Annotated in this window: 17 protein-coding genes; 4 read left to right on the forward strand and 13 right to left on the reverse strand. The window is 33.7% G+C overall.

The features are described from left to right. Nucleotides 1-87 precede the first annotated feature (87 nt). From QL232_RS22755 to QL232_RS22770, 4 genes are all read right to left on the reverse strand, one after another. Nucleotides 88-891, reverse strand: coding sequence for a DUF1338 domain-containing protein (locus QL232_RS22755; protein WP_281615889.1), 804 nt, complete (start codon nucleotides 889-891; stop codon nucleotides 88-90). 127 nt (nucleotides 892-1,018) lie between these two features. After that, nucleotides 1,019-2,431, reverse strand: a complete 1,413-nt coding sequence (locus tag QL232_RS22760; RefSeq protein WP_281615890.1) for a hypothetical protein — start codon at nucleotides 2,429-2,431, stop codon at nucleotides 1,019-1,021. 38 nt (nucleotides 2,432-2,469) lie between these two features. Continuing rightward, nucleotides 2,470-2,865 (reverse strand): 30S ribosome-binding factor RbfA, encoded by a 396-nt coding sequence (gene rbfA / locus QL232_RS22765; protein ID WP_168881276.1) that lies wholly within the window; start codon nucleotides 2,863-2,865, stop codon nucleotides 2,470-2,472. Between the two features lie 106 nt (nucleotides 2,866-2,971). Next, on the reverse strand, nucleotides 2,972-4,297 hold the full coding sequence (locus tag QL232_RS22770) for a DUF3137 domain-containing protein (RefSeq protein ID WP_281615891.1): 1,326 nt from the start codon (nucleotides 4,295-4,297) through the stop codon (nucleotides 2,972-2,974). Nucleotides 4,298-4,463: 166 nt separating this feature from the next. On the opposite strand from QL232_RS22770, the gene QL232_RS22775 reads away from it, so the two are divergent. From QL232_RS22775 to QL232_RS22790, 4 genes are all read left to right on the forward strand, one after another. Next, nucleotides 4,464-5,459, forward strand: coding sequence for a glycosyltransferase family 9 protein (locus QL232_RS22775; RefSeq protein ID WP_281615892.1), 996 nt, complete (start codon nucleotides 4,464-4,466; stop codon nucleotides 5,457-5,459). A 26-nt stretch (nucleotides 5,460-5,485) separates the two neighbouring features. After that, the gene (locus QL232_RS22780) at nucleotides 5,486-6,568 is read left to right on the forward strand and encodes an aminotransferase class V-fold PLP-dependent enzyme (RefSeq protein ID WP_281615893.1); all 1,083 of its coding nucleotides are present in this window, start codon (nucleotides 5,486-5,488) and stop codon (nucleotides 6,566-6,568) included. A gap of 107 nt (nucleotides 6,569-6,675) precedes the next feature. Further along, nucleotides 6,676-7,179: a hypothetical protein gene (locus QL232_RS22785; protein WP_281615894.1), complete on the forward strand. Its 504-nt coding sequence runs from the start codon at nucleotides 6,676-6,678 to the stop codon at nucleotides 7,177-7,179. 239 nt (nucleotides 7,180-7,418) lie between these two features. After that, nucleotides 7,419-7,889: a VIT1/CCC1 transporter family protein gene (locus tag QL232_RS22790; RefSeq protein ID WP_168881271.1), complete on the forward strand. Its 471-nt coding sequence runs from the start codon at nucleotides 7,419-7,421 to the stop codon at nucleotides 7,887-7,889. Between the two features lie 6 nt (nucleotides 7,890-7,895). Here QL232_RS22790 and bla read toward each other — a convergent pair whose 3' ends face one another. The 9 genes from bla to QL232_RS22835 form a co-directional block, all read right to left on the reverse strand. Continuing rightward, nucleotides 7,896-8,624 carry a subclass B1 metallo-beta-lactamase gene (gene bla / locus QL232_RS22795; RefSeq protein WP_281615895.1) on the reverse strand — a complete coding sequence of 243 codons (729 nt, stop codon included), beginning with the start codon at nucleotides 8,622-8,624 and terminating at the stop codon, nucleotides 7,896-7,898. Between the two features lie 119 nt (nucleotides 8,625-8,743). Next, entirely contained in the window at nucleotides 8,744-9,997 is a 1,254-nt protein-coding gene (locus tag QL232_RS22800) for a nucleoside permease (protein ID WP_168881269.1), read from the reverse strand. Between the two features lie 147 nt (nucleotides 9,998-10,144). Beyond that, complete coding sequence (locus tag QL232_RS22805; RefSeq protein WP_281615896.1) at nucleotides 10,145-11,452, reverse strand: ATP-binding protein; 1,308 nt, start codon at nucleotides 11,450-11,452, stop codon at nucleotides 10,145-10,147. Then, nucleotides 11,439-12,842 carry a sigma-54 dependent transcriptional regulator gene (locus QL232_RS22810; protein WP_281615897.1) on the reverse strand — a complete coding sequence of 468 codons (1,404 nt, stop codon included), beginning with the start codon at nucleotides 12,840-12,842 and terminating at the stop codon, nucleotides 11,439-11,441. The genes QL232_RS22805 and QL232_RS22810 overlap by 14 nt, the downstream gene beginning before the upstream one ends. 68 nt (nucleotides 12,843-12,910) lie before the next feature. Then, on the reverse strand, nucleotides 12,911-14,086 hold the full coding sequence (locus QL232_RS22815; protein ID WP_281615898.1) for an FtsX-like permease family protein: 1,176 nt from the start codon (nucleotides 14,084-14,086) through the stop codon (nucleotides 12,911-12,913). Next, entirely contained in the window at nucleotides 14,086-15,324 is a 1,239-nt protein-coding gene (locus QL232_RS22820) for an ABC transporter permease (protein ID WP_281615899.1), read from the reverse strand. Before QL232_RS22820 ends, QL232_RS22815 begins: the two co-directional genes overlap by 1 nt. 2 nt (nucleotides 15,325-15,326) lie before the next feature. After that, nucleotides 15,327-16,016: an ABC transporter ATP-binding protein gene (locus QL232_RS22825; RefSeq protein WP_168881264.1), complete on the reverse strand. Its 690-nt coding sequence runs from the start codon at nucleotides 16,014-16,016 to the stop codon at nucleotides 15,327-15,329. Between the two features lie 220 nt (nucleotides 16,017-16,236). Beyond that, a complete protein-coding gene (locus QL232_RS22830; RefSeq protein ID WP_281615900.1) occupies nucleotides 16,237-17,694 on the reverse strand; it encodes a TolC family protein in 1,458 nt (485 codons plus the stop codon). Between the two features lie 2 nt (nucleotides 17,695-17,696). After that, a complete protein-coding gene (locus QL232_RS22835) occupies nucleotides 17,697-18,944 on the reverse strand; it encodes an efflux RND transporter periplasmic adaptor subunit (RefSeq protein ID WP_281615901.1) in 1,248 nt (415 codons plus the stop codon). Nucleotides 18,945-19,066 lie beyond the last annotated feature (122 nt).

A 19,066-nucleotide genomic window follows, 5' to 3' on the forward strand; every position in this document is an offset into this window, starting at 1 on the left:
ATAAAAATTGATAGGGTTTTTACTAAGTTCAATAAAGTCTATAATAATTTGAATTGGTTAGAATAGGAGTTTTCCCGTACGTTGTGTTTACTTCGAAAGCACAGTATCAGTACTCTCAAAGATTTTATCTGCAGACGATGCGATAAAACCTTCAAATAGCTCCCCGTTTTTCATTGGGTAGCGCTTTGCGAATTCGTAATAACAAGATGGAATTTCATAAGTTCCTTCTTGGAATTCGATATTCATTTTGTCAGCTAAAATACTTGATTGCTCAAGTAGCTGCTCTTTAGACCCTTTGATTTCACCACCAGAAGTGTTCATCTCAAAGCCATTATCTTTAAGGAAATTGTTTACTGCCATTAATGAATCGAAATGATTCAATTTGTTACAGTGGATAGTGAAGTGGTTGGCTCTAAAACCAAATACATACATCCAAGCAGCATATTCAGATTCCTCTAGTAATCTTTCATAAATTTTATGCGATGGAAGTCCCCAAGTTCTTCCTTGCAATAGTAGTTCGTTTTTGCTGTAATGATTTACTTCAGAAGCTTCAATTACAGAATCAGCAACTTCTTGAACGAATTCAGAGCAAAGTTCAAGCCTTAATTCAGAAATGAAAATTTTAGGCATGTCTTTGTCAGTTCTGTGTTCGTAGTGAGCAGCCTTTAGTTTTTTTGCCTCGAAAATATATTCTCCTTGCTTTTCATAACCAATGGCAATAAAAGGTGCAGACAATTGCTCAACATTTACAGAAGGGTGATTGAAAGTACGAATTGCGATATGATCGTTCGCTACAGTTTCTCCTTCTTTTTCGAAAATAGATAGAATTTTCGCAGCGGAAGGAGTCACTTTGATGTACTCATTCCAAAGTTGGTCAACGATATTTTCCATGTGTTTATAAAAATGGACGTAATAGGTGTGTAAAGTATGTGTTGTGTTTTTTTGTAAATGTAAAAATTACATTTAATTGATAATGCAAATATACGACCTCTTCTTATTATCCAAAGGAAAAAGTGAATTATTTTATCTTTGCGTATATAGTTACGCCATTATCTAGTTGATTTTTAGAGTATTGAGTCTTGATTATCGTTAGGTACTCTAAAACTTCAGCACCTTTTCCATTTAAATCAACGATGGCATCGGGCATATCTTCTTCGAATGCATTATAGATCGCTCTGATTTCATCGTAGGAGTCAATCTTATCAAAAAAGTTTTTACTAACATCCCAATTCAAATACCCTGTGGCCAATTTATGCTCTTTGAGATAGTTGAAATCATCACCAAAAATCAGGATTTTTTCGCCATACTCATCAAAATTGGGGACCTCTACAGAAAACGAGTTAGTATATGGTGATTCAATTTTCTTAGGTAAAACAGTAAAAGCTGTAGCATACATAATGACTAACAATACTGTTGAATAAATCCATAAAGTTAATTCACCAAACATGGACCTTCTGATCAATAGAAGTTCATGCGCACTAAAGAAAGCAAGTGAAGGTACAAAAAGGATCAGCTGGAATGATGTTGTGTATAATGAGAAAACTAAGCTTAAAATTGCAGTAATGACCCAAATGAGCATCACTTGTTGGATAGATTGCTGTGAATTGACGAAAGCATTATATGAGAAGGTCTTCAGAGCACCAAGAACAAATATTATGGCTGGAATAACCATAAGAATTAATAGTTGATCCCAAGTTTGAATAAAGATATGATCATTCCATCCTAATGATAGGAAACAACATTTGATAAAGCTTTGTAATGCTTCGATGTAATATAAATAGATTAAGTATCCTCCCCAGACAATAGTAAAGCCTATAAATGCTAAGAATAAACGTTGGAAGGATGATACTCTAAAAGATGCTAGGGCAAAAATACCCATTAATAGAAATGAGAAAGAGGGTAGGTAGGCTAAAGAAGCTAACCCAAAAAATAATCCTGTATTTAAAATACTTTGTTCAGTATCTGTTCTTTCCATTCTCAGTAAACTCCTTAAACCCATCAGTAAGAAAGTTAAAGAGATTAATGCAGGAGAGAGCGTCATAAAATCGAAGCTCATATTAGAAAAGATAAGGAAGGTAAATCCAGGAATAAAAGTCTTTTGCTTGTATGCTTCACTTCTGTTCATCATTGAGTTGAAGAGAAGTGATTGTAAAGCGGTTAGGAAAGCTGCAATAACAAATAAAGATGTTCTTGAACCTCCTAAAAACTTTGCAGCAAACCAATATACACCTGCTGATAAAGGAGCAATGTTATCCCAGACATCTCTGTACATAGCTTTACCTTCTGCCAATTTTTCTCCTAACGTGAGCCAATGTATTTCTTCTGTAAGTAATGGGATTTCACTTAACCAAATTGGTAATCTTATGATCACCAATAATATAAAGAGTACAATTAAACGTAGTGGATCGTTAATCTTAAAAAATGAAAGCATAAGGGCTTAAAAGTGTATTTTGGTTTGCTGTTTAGAAATTATCTTGTGTAGATATCATCATCTTCATCTTCACCTTTTTTATCTTCAGGGATATCAAGGTCTTTGAATAGATCTTCAATCTTTTCAGCTTCTTCAGCGGTATTGTCATAATAGAAACGTAACTCTGGAATAATACGTGCTTGGTGACGAATTCTTTGAGCTAGTATCTTTCTTATGGTTTTGTTCTGAACATCAATTTCTTTTACCTTTTCTTCAGGATTTTTTTCTAATAAAAAGCTTAGGTAAACTTTTGCTAGACCTAGATCTGGAGAAATTTCAACATGAGTTACTGTAATAAATGTTCCACCGAACATAGCTACAGAGTTTTGTTGAAAGATTTCGCCCAAATCCTTTTGAATCAGACGAGAAAATTTATGTTGTCTTTTGCTATCCATAAATAACTGATATATATCTTAATTAGTATTCTATCAATTGCTAAGGGCAATTGAGTTAGAAAGTACAAAATTCGGAAAAAAAATGACAATCGTAGCCAAATATGGTCTAATCTTTTTTGTCATCGTCATAATAATCCTCATCGTCGAAGTTAAAACCCTGTACAAACTTAGAATTATCTAGTTCATCTTGGTCCATACCGTACAATTCACTATCGTCGGCTGCCATCTCATCTTGAGAATCAAAGCCAAATAAATCGTTGTCACTTCTTTCTACATCATCGCCTAATTCATCATCAAAATCTTCAAAATTAGTTGCTGGCGCATCAGGTTCAGGAATATCATCAAATGAATCTTCGTCTACAGGTGCTGAAAAATCTAGTTCTTCATCCTGCATGTTATTATTAGTGGCAGAACCAAAGTTATTGTCGATGGTACTGCTTACATTATCCGTTTCTTCAGGTATAGGGTCGTTTAACGAATGAGCCACAGTAATAATCGTAGCCATATCTTTGTAGAGTGATTTTAAAATAAATGGCCTAGTAAGTGAATGAGTAGTATCTACCTTAAAAATCTCTTTACGCATGTCTAAGAAGACATACATCTTTTCCTTACGGATGACACAATTCACTTTTGCGTTGAAGTGTTTGCCAATTTTTGCCAATTTTTGAATAAAATCATCCCTTAGCGTTTTTTCAGCCAATGCTCTATTTTCAGCATATACCTTAAAGTGTTTACGGAACTTGATATCCCGAATCGGAACATATGTGCCATATCGTTCATCTTTTTCTTCAATAAGACGACCTAATTGGCTCCATTGCTTTTGGATATCGTCTTGGAAAATAAATACATCACATGCTGGAGGATCCTCTAGTTCGAAAATCATAAAGAAGCCATGGAAGTATGTATTGTATTTTGGAGTTGGATTATCTTTCTTTTTATCAAAAAAGCTTTTTTTAGGAGGTAATTCCACTCCAACTTCAACTTCTGATATGGTTACATTGACTCCTTCAATTGATCCAGTGATTAAGTCATCCCCAATATATTTGTCAGGAATTAAAGGATGAACACCACTTGCTATCCAATCTTCTAGAGGAATATAGCCAGTTGGGTCATATTTTAGTGTACTATCCATGAACCGCATCATCTCTCGTACTACCAGCTCTTTATATTCTATTTCGATACTACTGTCATGAAAGTTATTTTGGAAATAGACATGAGAGGCATAGGGAGCAAATAAACACATAAAATAGAGCCCATACATGTTTACTTGATCGAGATATACTAAAATCCAAGCAATAAAGATGAGGAGAAAAGTGAGACCGCCAAATTGCAACCTTTTGTTGTGCATGGCATACCTCTTTTGCTCAAGTACTTCTAGCTGAGGTTTAATATTTTCTACAAAATAGGATTTAAATTCTTCGAAAGTCTTCATAGGAGGACGAAAGACGATGTAAATTGTACTACAATAAGATGAAGATAGGAAAAATTATATCAACAATCACATTGTATAATAAAAGGGTGATTTTACGTTTAATTTAGGTTTTATTTTTGCCATTAAATTGATTGGAATTTACAGAATCTTATTAGAATTTAGCACCATGAATAAGTTTTTGGTTATACAGACTGCATTTATTGGCGATGTGATCATGGCAACAAGTGTAGTAGAGAAGTTGATTAAGTTTTATCCAGAGGCACAAATTGATTTTGTTGTTAGAAACGGAAATGAAGGATTACTAAGAAACAATCCTCATATTAACGAAGTTATCATTTGGAATAAAAAGAAGGACAAGAACAAGAACTTATTACAAGTATCTATGGAGATAAGAAGACGTAGATACGATAGAGTAATTAATCTTCAAAGATTCCTTTCTACAGGGCTTATGACCTTTATTTCTGGGGCAAAATCTACTGCTGGGTTTGATAAAAATCCTTTAAGTATGTTTTTTACCATAAAAAAGCCTCATATTGTAGGGAAAAGTAGAGAAAGAGATGCTCATGAGGTAAGTAGATACTTGTCTTTGATTGAGGATATTACGGATCAAGAATTTGTTGGTCCTAAATTATATCCAAGAGAAATAGACTATGAGAAAGGATCATTTGATAAACCTTACGTAACTATTGCACCATCTTCTGTTTGGTATACAAAACAGTTCCATAAAGATAAATGGGTTGAACTTATTAATAAGATACCGGAAGAACTTTCCGTTATTATGATAGGAGGCCCTGGTGATCACGACTTGTGTGACGAGATTGCAGAAAAAGTCGAAAGAGGAAATTTATGTAATTGGGCAGGTAGGTTATCATTTTTGCAATCGGCAGCATTAATGAAATCAGCACTGATGAATTATGTAAATGATTCTGCACCTCAACATATGGCTAGTGCAATGAATGCTCCGGTAACAGCAATTTTTTGTTCAACTGTTCCTGAGTTTGGTTTTGGTCCCCTTTCTTCTAACTCTAAAATTGTTGAAGTTGAAGAGAAACTAGATTGTAGGCCTTGTGGTATTCACGGTCATAAGAAATGTCCCAAAAAGCACTTTAAGTGTTCTATGGATATCAATACGGATCTTATGCTTCTCGATGATTGGAAGTAGCAAGATATACTAACAATAAACTTTTTATGAAAAAATTTCATCTAACTGCAGGTCCTAGTGAGTTGTACTTCACAGTAGAAGGCCATATACAGCAAGCACTCAAAGAGAATGTTGCTGTAATTTCTCATAGAAGCAAAGGTTTTCAAGACATGTTTGCTTTTACCATTTCTCAAGTAAGAGAAATGTTGAATGTTCCTAAAGATTACCACATCGTTTTTACAGGATCAGCAACAGAAGTATGGGAAAGATTGGCTCAAAACTGTATTTCTAAGAAAAGTACACATTTTGTAAATGGTTCTTTTTCTCAAAGATTTCATGCTTTTGCTGAAGATTGGGGATTAGAAACTCAAAAGGTTGAAAAACCATTAGGACAGGGGTTTTCACAAGAAGATTATGCAATTGATGCAGATTCTGATTTTATTGCCATTACTCAAAATGAAACATCTACAGGAGTTCAGTTTCCTGTGGAAGATATTTACAACATTAGAGAGGCAAACCCGGATAAATTGATTGCTATAGATGCAGTTTCATCGATTCCGTATGTAGATGTTGATCTTACTAAAGTAGATTCATTATACTTCTCAGTACAAAAGGGTATGGGTATGCCTGCAGGTTTAGGAGTATGGATCTTTAATGATAAATGTGTAGAAAGAGCAAAGGCCGTGAAAGCAAATGGTAGACATTTAGGTGGATATCACGATATTTTCACGTTATTAAAAAATGCGGAGAAAAACATGACTCCAGCTACACCAAACGCTCTTGGTATTTATTTATTAGGAAAAGTAAGTGAAGATCTTCTTCGACGAGAAATGAAAATCGTAAGAAGTGAAACAGAATATAAGGCAGGGATGTTATATGCGGCAGTGTCTGCACATAAAGACCTTGATTTTGCAGTAAAAGAAGAAAGATTACGTTCAAAAACGGTAATAGTTATTGATGTAAAAGAGAATAGATCTGCAAAAGATTTAATGGAATATCTAGAAGAGCAAGGGCTTGTTGTCAGCTCTGGATATGGCCCAAACAAGGCTACTCAAGTTAGAGTTGCCAATTTCCCTACCCACTCCAAAGAACTATATTTCCAGCTTATCGATTTGATCGAGGCTTGGTAAATTCCAACATATTATATTACTAAACTGAAGTAGGTCAGAAATCATTTCGCGTTCGATTTTTTACCAACAATGGCCTACTTCAACTTCATTAAATTATCTATATTACTATGAAATCAATCACTATTAAATGGGGAGAGAATGGCTATAAAAAGTATGGTGTTTTCTCTACTCTATCAGCAATCATTTTTTTAGGACTATCATTTTATTACCTCAACAATGATGGGATACTTTCTTATCAACTAACGATGTCTTTACTCCTGATGGTAAGCGGCTTATCATGTATCGTTAATTTTATCAACTTTATTAAAAAGGTAAACGGTACTACTGTTCTTTCTGTTGGAGATGAAATGTTGTCTCTGCATCACAAAAGCATGTTTGTTGACAAAAAGCAAGAGTTCCATTTTTACGAGATTCGTAAATTTGGTATCGTAAGGAATACCACAAGGTTAGAGATTAATAAAGACTCTAATAAAGGTTATTATTTAATGATTGCACCCAAAGACGGTGAAGCTTTTAATGCTTTTCCTAATGCCAACATTAATATCGCAGACCTAAAAGATATTATGAAATGGATAAAAAGGGAAGCACATACTGAAGAAGAAGCGGCATAGTCTAGTCTGTACTTAAACTTTAATTTTAAAGGTACTTTCATTGATTTTAATATCAGTGAAAGTGCCTTTTTTTATATAAATTAATCAGCTTTTTTTAGAGATACTAATTATTCTAACCGTACTTAAATAACAACAAATAAACTTAACAGGGACCTTTTTCTATCGTTTTTAAAAAGTAAGAGTATTTAACAGTTACAGAATAATTGTTGAATAAATGAAACTACTTTAAACATTGAACTATGAATAGAAAAGAGGTTATCTTACAAAGAATACAACCTGCATTAGCAGGCTTAACTGATGGGACTATTTCATCATTAGCACCTATTTTTGCTACGGCATTCTCAACCCATAATTCATGGAATACTTTTATTGTCGGATTGGCAACATCTATTGGAGCAGGGATTAGTATGACCTTCTCAGAATATTTATCAGATGATGGTAATATTTCTGGAAGAGGAAACCCTTTAAAAAGAGGTTTAATTACAGGGGCTATGACCGCAACTGGAGGATTAGGGCATACAATTCCATTCCTATTTAAAGATTTTAGCGAAGCCCTAGTTATTGCCCTCATCATTGTATTAATTGAACTATCAGTAATCGTTTGGCTTAGAAAAAATTACCTACAAGCTTCAATTAAACAGTCTGTGATACAAATTGTCATAGGAGGTTGCATAGTCTTATCAGTAGGTGTGTTATTAGGTCAGATGTGATATTTATTACTTAAATAGCTCAAATGTATAATCGAGTAATTCAGTATTGCCTACTTTTCCATGACCAGGTATCACAACTTCAATTGCATTAAAGTCTGACTTAATATTTTGAATCGAATTGGCCCATGATAGAGTGTCTGCATCAGCAAGATTGCCTTTAGACCATCCTTTACCTTTTACTATACAGCCTCCAAACAAAACTTTATCATTAGGTACATAAGCAACGATATTGTCTTTTGTATGTCCACTACCTTTAAACTTTAGAATGACAGGGTGATCATCAACTTGTAGTGTTAAAGTATCTGTAAAACCATTCTGTGGGGCTTCAAAACCATTTTCTTTAGCAAGTTGAATAGTAGAATTTGATGCATAAGATGCTACATTTTTACTATGAAGATAACTTAGGCCACCAAGGCAATCAATATGGAAGTGGGTAGGTACCGCACCTTTTATTGTGATATCATTTTCCGTTAACCAATTGTAAAGTAGTTGAGTACTTTTCACATCGGTGGGTGTATCAATGATAATTGCTTCTCCATCATCTATCACAACCATACCATTACAAGGCACCTTTCCCCATTCTTCCGTATTTAAGAAGGAGATATGTTGCCAAACATGCTCTGATAATTGATGTAATTCTAAATCTTCATTAATATACTCTTTAGGTAATTCTTTTTCTTGTTGACAAGAGGATATAAGTAATGAGATGTATACTAGGCGGATTATGTTTTTCATTTTTTGCTAAGTAATAGTGTGAAATATCAATTGTATAAAATTAACTATGCATGATTATTATAACAAAAAGGTCAACATGAATTACTCAGGTTGACCTTTTTAATTTTTGTTCTAAAAGTCTAATGACTAAAACTTTCAATGTCTTTTGGATTGTGCTTGTGTTTAAACAATACCGCAAAAAGAATTGCAACTACCAATGAATAGGCTGCAAAGGCAAACCAGATATTTGGCCAATCTCTTAGTCCTTCTGTATCAGTAAAAAACTGATCAATCATTACACCAGATACAGAACTACCTAATACTGCTCCAAATCCATTGGTCATCATCATAAATAAGCCTTGCCCTGATGCTCTGATCTTTTCATCTGTCTGAGATTCAACATATAATGAACCTGAGATATTAAAGAAATCAAATGCCATACCATAGACAATACATGAAATAATGATCCAAACTAACCCTGAACCAGGGTCACCGATACCTAATAATCCAAATCTCAATACCCAAGCAAACATACTCATTAGCATAACATTCTTAATACCAAAACGCTTTAAGAAGAATGGAATAGCTAAAATAAATAGTGTTTCAGATACCTGTGAGATCGACATAATGATGGCAGGATATTTTACTGCTATACTGTCTTTAAATAAAGGATTAGTATCAAATTCATGTAAGAAGATATCACCATAAGCATTGGTTAGCTGTAATGAGGCTCCTAATAACATAGAGAAGATGAAGAATAATGCCATCTTCTTTTGTTTGAATAATTTAAATGCATCAAATCCAAGTGCTTCAACCCAAGTTTTTGATGAGCCTCCTTTATTTACTCCACAAGAAGGTAAAGTAAATGAATAAAGGCCAAGTGATATTGAAGCCAAGGCAGCAACATAGAATTGAGCCGGTGAAGTTTCGATTTTTAATAAACTAACCACCCACATTGCAACAATAAAACCTACAGTACCCCAAACTCGAATAGGTGGGTATACTTTTACAATATCTAAATTGTTTTTTTGTAATGCCGAGTAGGCAACAGTAATTGACAATGAGATTGTTGGCATGTAGAAAATCATATTAAGTAACATGACAACAAAGAAAGTAGAGGGATTATCGATCTGTGGAAGGTAGCAAAGAATACCTGCTCCGATAACATGAAATATCCCTAGAAGCTTTTCTGCACTTATATAACGGTCAGCAATAATTCCTGCAAGGGCAGGCATAAATATAGAAGCAATACCCATCGTAGAGAAAATTGCTCCAAACTCTGTTCCTGACCATTGCATGGTTTTAAACCAATAACCTCCAATGGTAATCAACCAAGCCCCCCAAATAAAGAACTGTAAAAAGTTCATGATGGTAAGGCGTATTTTTAAATTCATACTGCTTTAGAAAATTGAATTAAAACGTATCGGCTACAAATATAAATTTTAAATGTAATTTTTAATGATGATAATCGATAGTAAACCTTAATGAAAGATAATTCATTTAAATTATCCGTTACAAAAAAGGGATTCACTTTAGAGTTATTACTTAGTAGCCATTTTTATTTCGAAAGTAGCTCCCTTTCTTTCATTGGTGAATAAACTGAAGTCCCAACCATGTTTTACAAGTACATCTCTACAAATCATTAATCCAATACCTTGGCCTGTTGTTTTGCTACTGTAAAAAGGAGTGAAAAGTTTATCTTCTACCTCTTCGGATATTTCAGGTCCAGAATTCCAAATGCTGATTGTTTTGGAGCTTATATTATAACTAACTTCGATTTTTCTTGCGTCTTCGGTTTCTATAAGTGCTTCCTTGGCATTCTTCAGAACATTAATCAATAATTGCTCAATAAGATTTGGATCAGCAACAACGTTTAACTTTTCGGGGAGATTGTTTTCAACCTTGATTTTGAGTGAAGTAAAGTCAGAGTGATATAATTGAATAAGATCTTTACAGACTTTTGAAAAGTCAATTTCTTCTAATTGAGGATCAGGTACTTTTACTACAGATGCGAAGTTCTTCATAAATGTAGCCATGGAATTATTTCTACCTTTGATGATCTCTAAAGCATCCAAATAGTCTTCTTTAAGCTCTTGGTCTGAAGGTTGAAATAGTTTTAAGGTGTCAACATAAGAATTGATGGCGCCTACTGAGTTATTGACTTCATGGCTCATCATTCTAATGACTTTACTATATGCTTTTTTCTCTTTCTTTATATCATCCAAATAAAGGTCTTGAATGATGATAAATTGTTGCTGAAAACCCTTGAAAATAAAGGCAGATTTTTGACAACGATAGCGACGCCCACCAGTAAGTTGTAGCTCTATGGATTCATTTAAAGGTAAATTGCTTAAAGAGGAGAGAAGTGGGTTACCCGTTTCAGTTAGTTTAGCGTTAACTAACTCATCCATTTCTTTTTCCAGCATAGTTAACCCAGTTGGATTAACTTGGATAATCTTTTCATCATAATCCAAGATAATGATACCATGAGGTGTCGCTTTGATCAGATGATCTAGAAAATAACTCTGTTCTCTTTGTTCAACTCTTTCAAGGTGAATCCTATCAATCATCTTGTTAAAAACAAAAACTAGTTTATTGACAACAGGGTGGGGAGTTGGTAATAATCGGGATTGAAAATCATTATTCGACAATAACCTAAGTGCATTATTCAACTCTTTTAATGGTTTATTGATAAATAACCAAAGACGAATAATCCAAAGTACAACAACAACAGCCACAACTTCTGCAATTAGAAATAACTCAGGGTGTTGAAGCCTTGTTGGGTAGGTGACACCTATTAAAGTCCCAGCAACTATTAATGATAATAAGCTATATTCAATCTTGAGCATCTGTTATACCGTATTTTTCTATTTTTCTATAAAGAGCGTTTCTTGATATACCCAATTGTTTGGCTGATGGAGCAATTTTGAAGCGGTTGTCATTTAATGAGTTTTTAATCATAATGATTTCCATTTCTTCTAATGTCATCCCATTCGGAATAATTTCTTCTTTAATTTCATCATTCTGGAATGCATTAATATTAGTTGGGTTATTCTCAAAGTCACTTACCTGAAGAATATCATTCATACTCATAAGCACAGAGCTTTCTACCCAGTTTTTTAATTCTCTGATATTTCCCTTTAAAGGTTGTTTTTGTAACCATTTTAGCGTCTCCGGAGCAAATGATTTCCCTGTGATACCATAAGACTGTTCGAGCTTTTCTAAAAAATGATTGGCGAGTAATGGAATATCTCCTTTTCTTTCCCTAAGTGGTGGGAGTACTACCGTAATAAGGTTGATTCTGAAGAACAGATCTTCTCGGAATTTCCCCTCTTTTACTAAGTCCGGGAGTGTTTTATTAGTAGCAGATACTACTCTGAAATCTGCTGTTTGAGTTTTAGAAGAACCTAGGGGTTCAAATTTACGTTCCTGTAATACTCTTAAGAGCTTAACTTGGGATGATAAATCAAGTTCACCCATTTCATCCAGGAAAATACTGCCTTTATCTGCAACAGCAAATCGTCCTTCTCTATCTGTATATGCTCCTGTAAATGACCCTTTTTTATGTCCGAACATTTCAGATTCAAATAATGATTGTGAAATACCTCCAAGGTTCACTTTCACAAACTCATTATCTTTTCGAGGACTATTTTTATGAACGGCTTCAGCTATAAGTTCTTTACCAGTACCACTTTCTCCCATAATAAGTATTGGTGCATTAGTTTTGGCAACTCGGCCAACCGTTTCTAGTACTTGGAGTAATTTTGGGTCTTGTCCTATAACATGAGAAATATCAAACTGTTGCTCTAGTTTTTTTCTGGTTGGAGATTTTTCTGGCAGTTTAGTTTTAAACTTATTTTTCTCGACTGCGATCGCATCAGTGATACACTTTAACAAATGATCATTTTCCCATGGCTTATTTAGAAAGTCTGATGCGCCTAGCTTCATTCCTTCAATAGCTAATTGCATACTTCCCCAACCAGTAAATAGTACTACCGGAAGGTCAGGTTGATGTTGTTTGATTTTCTTTAAAGTATCTAAACCTTCTTCTCCTGTAGTTTCCACTTTGAAGTTCATATCCAAAAGGACACAAGAAAAGTCAAACTCCGATAATAGTGGTATTCCTTCTGTTGGATTTGGAGATAGTATAGGTTTGAAACCATTCATTTTGAGAAATAATCCGATAGATTTTCTTACTGCTTCATCATCATCGATGATCAGTACGTAGTTGTTTGCCATGGTAATAATTGATTGGGATCTCCGAAACTCTATCCCTTTAAACAAGAAATAGAGTTTCGGTTGTTTATTTACAGCTCATTTAAAGCTTCATTTGGTGTAATCTTCATTGCCAATTTACTTGGGTAATATCCACAAATAATTGTAATGAGTAATACAAAAACCAAAGATAATAATGCTCCAATTAAATATATACTGTTAGTGAAATTAAATGCACCCAATAAAGGAAACTGAATCGCAATTATACTACCCAAACTGGTTCCAATAATAAACAATAAGAATACTTCTGAGAAGATTTGTTTAAATATATCTTGAGTAGATGCACCCATTGCTCTACGAATACCAATTTCACTTTTCCTTTTACTGATATTGTACCATAATACCCCATAAAGGCCTAATGCGATATTACACACCAAGAATAAGGCAACAAAACTGATTAAGAACAGAGGAAGCATGGCATAATTATTTTTCTCATCTTGAAGGTTGTCGAAATATAAGACCTTTACTCTAAGCTTATTACTTAATTTTTCTATTCTACTTACCGTTTGTGCTTCAATTTTTCTAGGGTCATTTTTTGTTCTAATAAATAACTTACTTTGATGACTATCCTTTAACCAATCTAGATTGTCTGCATTTCTTAAAACAATATCTTCTTGATCTGCTAAATCACTTTCGAAGTTGTAATAATCGATAACACCAACTATTTGGTAACCTCTTTCTTCCGATCCAAATGAATCATCTGCATCTAAGTAAGGAGATAATTTATCATACAATTGTTGGTTGACAATAATCGTTTCTTTACTACTTTCTTTATCAGCTGCAGTAAACACTCTACCTTTTACAAAATTGAAGTTCATAAATTCCACAGCATGTGGACGTAACCTTTGTTCTGTTGGCCAGAAAGTGATGCCATTTTCGAATGTATATCTTGTAGTATTTCTACTTCCAAAATAAGAATGGGAATAATCCATCTCTGTAACATCAACAATTTCTTCATTAGAAAGTAAAGATTGAGTGATTGCCTCATAGATTTGATCTTCTTCTTCTTCAGTTTCAGAATTGGTATCTAATGTCATGATCATAATATTCTCGGTACTAAAACCAGTCGGGTGAGAGTAGTTTTCTAGTTTTTTGTACAATAGTGAGAATAGTAGGAATAGTATCACAAAAGAAAATGTGATCTCAATGATCATTAAAGTATTTTTCTTTTTTCGAGTCCAAAGGATATTTAATAGATGCTTAATCATTATTGTTTATCGTTTTTAAGTGAACTGATGATACCAAAGTTTGAGATTTTTAGAGCAGGGTAGAAGCCTGACATTAAGCTGAAGAATAATGTACAGCCTAAACCGTAGATCAATAATTGGAAATTGATTTCTAGGTTGAAATTATTGCCAATCCAACCGTATGTGTTGAATAGATAGATGACTACAAAAGTCAGTAATACCCCAATAAAACCACCGATAAGTGTTGTGAAGATGTTCTCCATTAATAATTGATAAAGAAGGTCCAATGAGGAAGCACCAAAAGATTTTCTAATTCCCATTTCAGCGGTTCTTTCGGAGGTTCTTGTGATGTTTAAATTAATCAAGCTTAGTGCAGGTATTAACATCACAAAAAATGCTATTAATGAAAGGTAGACACCAAATAGTTTTTCATCTTCGATTTCAAGCATATGATAGAATAACCAAGCTTTTTCAGTTAAGAACTTAGCACTCATACTTTCTTCATTATGCTCCTTATTAATAGGAAGTAATGAGATGATATGTTGGAATTCATCTTGACCAGCCTCCATAGAGTCCTTGTCTTTGAATTTCATCAACATGGTATTGTTTCCTAAGAATCTATGCCAATCAGTATTTTCTTTTTGGTATATATCCAAAGGAGTATATACATCTGCTGTAGCTTGACGTCTCATCTTATTTACGTCTTCGATGACACCAATTACTTCGTAGTATTCTGATTGTATTTTTATTTTTTTATTCAGAGGGTCTTCAGTTCCAAAAATATTGTCAGCAACGTATTTTGAGATAATGACTAGTTTTTTTCTTTGCTCTAAATCTTCGAAGCTAAATGGACGGCCAATGATAAATTGCAAAGGAAAGATTTTGGTGAAGTTATTATCGATGCTCATTCTTTGAACATCTAGACCTAAATCTTTATAGTATAAGTTAGTATACCAGTGGTTCATTGTAACACTCATAACTTCTGGAGTTTTCATTTTCGAGAAGTAATCTTTGAATGCACTGTAGCTAAACCCAGAGTTGGACCAACCATTTCCTTCAGTTCTTTTTACTTTTAGTTGAGGTGCGATCAATACTTGGTCTATATCCTTGTAAATGCCATTGCTTCCGTATCCTGTTTCCAGTATTGATCCAACAAACATGACAATCATGATAGTGATACTAATACCGAATAGGATAATAAAAGAAAAGAACGGATTCTTTTTTAAAGAGTACCAAGCAAGTTTGATGTAAGTCTTCATAATTAAACAGTTTCTAGGTTTTGAGCTTGAATAGATACTTGACGTCCATCAAAAATTCTAATAATTCGATCAGTCATTTTGGCTTGTTGCTCATCATGAGTAACCATCACTATAGTAGTTCCTTCTTTGTTCAGTTTTAAAAGCATTTGCATTACTTCATCGCCCATTACTGAGTCTAGATTACCGGTTGGTTCGTCAGCAAAAATGATAGAAGGATTTCCTACAATAGCTCTTGCAATGGCAACTCTTTGTCTTTGTCCACCTGATAACTGAGAAGGTTTGTGATCCATTCTGTGAGATAATCCAACTTTCTCTAAGGCTTCTTCAATTCGTTTTTTAGCCTCGCTAGAAGAAATTTTTCTATATAGTAAAGGCATTCCTACATTTTCTCTCACACTTAAATCATTAATAAGGTGAAATGATTGGAAGACAAACCCTAAATGTTGATTTCTAAATTTAGCTAGCTTCTTGTCAGAAAGGCTTAATGGATTACTTCCGTTGATATTTATTGTTCCCTCAGAAGGTAAGTCAAGTAGTCCCATGATACTTAACAATGTAGATTTACCACAGCCAGAAGGTCCCATGATAGAGATAAACTCACCTTCTTCTACCGTTAATGATACATTTTCTAATGCCCAAGTTTCAACGGCATCTGTTCTAAATACTTTGCTGATATTTTTAAGTTCAATCATTTTTAGGTTGATTTAATTCGTTTGATATTTTTTAATTTGACACTAGTAGAAAACTCTAACGAACTGTTTTAAAGTTCATTATATCTATTGAAAAAAGCATTCTAATAGTTTTAAGTAACTTATAATCAGTTGATTGCGTTTATTTTTGTTCCTTTTTATACAAAAGAGAATGCTTCATAGAAATGCAAAGTGTTCCGTTTTGTAGCACTTTTCTAAAACACTACTTCATTACATATCTAATATTTTCCCCTTCCTCAAAGTCAAATAATGTTACTGTACGAAGTTGGTAGTAGCTCATCCAATACGATTTTAAGGTATTGATGTATGCATTTTTTGCTTGATCTTTTTCATCTGTTGACCAAACCAATTCCCGAATACTTATATCGCCCAATTCATAGCGTTGGAGTGCAATAGAATATTTCTTCTGAGCAACTTCGTCTGCAGTTTTGATAAATGTTACCTGTTTTGCCATGGTTTCAAGTTGCTCGCTGGCATTAACTACATCTCTTTGAAAATCCAATTGATCTTGATCAATCTGAGCATTGACTAATTCATAACTCTTTTGTGCAGAATGAATTCTTGCTTTAGCTCTTCCCCAATCAAGGATAGGAACAGCCAACGTAACATTGATTTGTTGAGACTGAATGGTATTCTGGTATGCTTCACCTAATTGTCCAGCTTGGTTACTTAAACCAAATGCAACTTCAACATTTGCTTGAAACCTATTGTCTCTTTTTGCTTTAATAATTTCACTTTGGCTAGCAATTCTTCTTCTTTCATAGTTGATGAAATCTTTGCGATTTAACTTTGCCTTTTCCCAAGCTACATCAGTACTCACTTCATTTAAGGTGTATTCAGATGGTACTAAAAGCTTAATGTCATCATCTTCTGATAAATCAATTTGTAAATAATTAATTAATGATCGCATTGATTTCCTATAGCTTAAATGAGCAGTAGAGAAAGTCTGTTCAGCAGAAATAACGTTTAGTTCCACTTGTAAAACTTCACTTTCACTAGCTTTTCCTAGTTCATATTTTGCCTTTGTGATACGAGCAATTTTTTTATTGTCTTCAAGATTGAGTAGAGCAATATTTGCATTCCACTGTGCACTTAATGCGTTGAAATAAAATTCGGTAGTCTGTACAGCGATCCATTCCATGTCTTCAATAAATTGCTTCTCAGCTTCTTGAAGTTGTAGTGGAGCCAATATTTTTTGCCACTTCAACTCATTATATTGGAAAATCGGTTGAGAGTATCCCACATATACTGGCTGTGCTTGATATTGATGGAAGTTACCTTGAAAATCATCAAAACGATTGATCTGACTACCTACAAAGAATGCACCGCCAGTAGCAGCTATTTGTTGAGTAAGATTCAATTGCATGTTAATATTATTCTGTTCCACAGCTTGGTAAACAATACTACCATCTGGCTGAGTAATAGGATTGTAGTTTTTTCCGTAAGATGAAGGAGTACCTTTTAGTTCTAATTGAGGTCTTAAGTTAGTTTGAAAGGCTTTATAATCTGCTCTTTCAATTTCTAATGTGGTATTCGCTAATCGTACATAATTTGAATTTTGTTGAGCTAAATCTATAGACTGTTGTAATGTTAGAACCTTTTGAGCTTGACAAACAAAAGAAATAGATAAGATGAAAAGTATATAGTTGAATGTTTTCATTGTTAGTTGATGTTGATTTGTGGTACATTTTTGAATTTATCTGTAGGAGAAATAATAACAGAGTCACCTTCATTTAATGCAGACTGTACTTCAACCCACTCAGCATTTCTATAACCCGTTTTTACTTTTACCTTTTGGGCTTGACCATTCTTTACTAAGAAGATTTCTTCTACCAATTTCCCTTTAAAAGCTCCTTTATTTTTTACTCTTAATACATTTTGATGTTGTTCTCGAATAATGGATAAATCAGTGACCATATCAGGTCTTAGTAATTCTAAGCCTTTCTGCTCTTCTAATTGGATGAAAACAGTGATCATACCATTGTCAGAAGAAGGGGAGATACTAGAAATTGAACCGAAATAAGCAGCCTTAGAGGTATTGGCAATTACATCCATTCCGATAGATAATACAGAAACGTATTGATCTGAGATTCTACCTCGTATTCTAAATTGCTCCATGTTAGCCACTCTTGCTAGTACTTCACCTTCTGAAATAGAAGCACCTACTTTATCATTTAAATAAGTGATCACTCCACTCATCCCTGCTTTTGCTTTCGCTTTCTCTAGTTTTCTCTCTTGTTCCTTGATGTTTTTTATTTGAATAGAAAGAGCTAATTCTAGAGTTCTAATCTCTTGAGTAATTGCTTTTTCCTTAATAAGAAGGTCATGGGCTAACTGTTCTTGCTTCAATCTTTCAACACTTAATAAGGTCTTGGCTTGTTGAACATTTTCTGCTGTAGAACCACCAATAGATAGTAGCTTTTCTTCTGACTTCAATTCTTCTTCTCTTCTTTGAAGTTGAAGCTGATTAATTTCAGTATCTTTTTTAAGGTTAAATAGTTCTTTAGATAGGCGTAACTTTTCTTTATTGATATGAGATCTTTTAATATCTGCTTCATCAATCATGGCCATCAATTGATTTTCTGCTTCTGCAGTATTAATCGTTAATAAAGGCTGATCACCTTTAATCTCTTGGCCTAAGTAGGTGTTAGTTGATTCTATGAATGAAGAAAAAGGAGAAGTAATTGCTTTTTGAATAGTAGGCTCAATTTTTCCTGTACCTCTAATAGTTAAGGATACATCACCTTTTTCAACAACATCAATTAGAATGTCATTTCTATCGATAGATTTAGATAAAAAATGGTTGATAAAGTAGAGTGCCCCGCAAAGGATAATTACTCCAGAAGCAATCTTTAAATAGCTTACTTTTTTTTCTCTTTTCTTTTCTTGTTGTGATATTAATCTGTCCATTTTGATAAGTGATTAGTGAAATACACTTATACAATTGAAAAGATTGTTCAAAAGATTATAACTGGTTGATATTTAAGTTTTTATGTTGGTTTTTGAGTGGTTTTGATCTTATTGAATCGTTG

The sequence above is a fragment of the Flammeovirga sp. SubArs3 genome, from assembly GCF_947387565.1.
GTDB lineage: Bacteria > Bacteroidota > Bacteroidia > Cytophagales > Flammeovirgaceae > Flammeovirga > Flammeovirga agarivorans.

Excerpts from the sequence above, each read along its gene's own strand:
- QL232_RS22755 (WP_281615889.1), bottom strand. The coding sequence starts at position 891 with ATGGAAAATATCGTTGACCAACTTTGGAATGAGTACATCAAAGTGACT.
- QL232_RS22760 (WP_281615890.1), bottom strand. The coding sequence starts at position 2,431 with ATGCTTTCATTTTTTAAGATTAACGATCCACTACGTTTAATTGTACTC.
- rbfA (WP_168881276.1), bottom strand. The coding sequence starts at position 2,865 with ATGGATAGCAAAAGACAACATAAATTTTCTCGTCTGATTCAAAAGGAT.
- QL232_RS22770 (WP_281615891.1), bottom strand. The coding sequence starts at position 4,297 with ATGAAGACTTTCGAAGAATTTAAATCCTATTTTGTAGAAAATATTAAA.
- QL232_RS22775 (WP_281615892.1), top strand. The coding sequence starts at position 4,464 with ATGAATAAGTTTTTGGTTATACAGACTGCATTTATTGGCGATGTGATC.
- QL232_RS22780 (WP_281615893.1), top strand. The coding sequence starts at position 5,486 with ATGAAAAAATTTCATCTAACTGCAGGTCCTAGTGAGTTGTACTTCACA.
- QL232_RS22785 (WP_281615894.1), top strand. The coding sequence starts at position 6,676 with ATGAAATCAATCACTATTAAATGGGGAGAGAATGGCTATAAAAAGTAT.
- QL232_RS22790 (WP_168881271.1), top strand. The coding sequence starts at position 7,419 with ATGAATAGAAAAGAGGTTATCTTACAAAGAATACAACCTGCATTAGCA.
- bla (WP_281615895.1), bottom strand. The coding sequence starts at position 8,624 with ATGAAAAACATAATCCGCCTAGTATACATCTCATTACTTATATCCTCT.
- QL232_RS22800 (WP_168881269.1), bottom strand. The coding sequence starts at position 9,997 with ATGAATTTAAAAATACGCCTTACCATCATGAACTTTTTACAGTTCTTT.
- QL232_RS22805 (WP_281615896.1), bottom strand. The coding sequence starts at position 11,452 with ATGCTCAAGATTGAATATAGCTTATTATCATTAATAGTTGCTGGGACT.
- QL232_RS22810 (WP_281615897.1), bottom strand. The coding sequence starts at position 12,842 with ATGGCAAACAACTACGTACTGATCATCGATGATGATGAAGCAGTAAGA.
- QL232_RS22815 (WP_281615898.1), bottom strand. The coding sequence starts at position 14,086 with ATGATTAAGCATCTATTAAATATCCTTTGGACTCGAAAAAAGAAAAAT.
- QL232_RS22820 (WP_281615899.1), bottom strand. The coding sequence starts at position 15,324 with ATGAAGACTTACATCAAACTTGCTTGGTACTCTTTAAAAAAGAATCCG.
- QL232_RS22825 (WP_168881264.1), bottom strand. The coding sequence starts at position 16,016 with ATGATTGAACTTAAAAATATCAGCAAAGTATTTAGAACAGATGCCGTT.
- QL232_RS22830 (WP_281615900.1), bottom strand. The coding sequence starts at position 17,694 with ATGAAAACATTCAACTATATACTTTTCATCTTATCTATTTCTTTTGTT.
- QL232_RS22835 (WP_281615901.1), bottom strand. The coding sequence starts at position 18,944 with ATGGACAGATTAATATCACAACAAGAAAAGAAAAGAGAAAAAAAAGTA.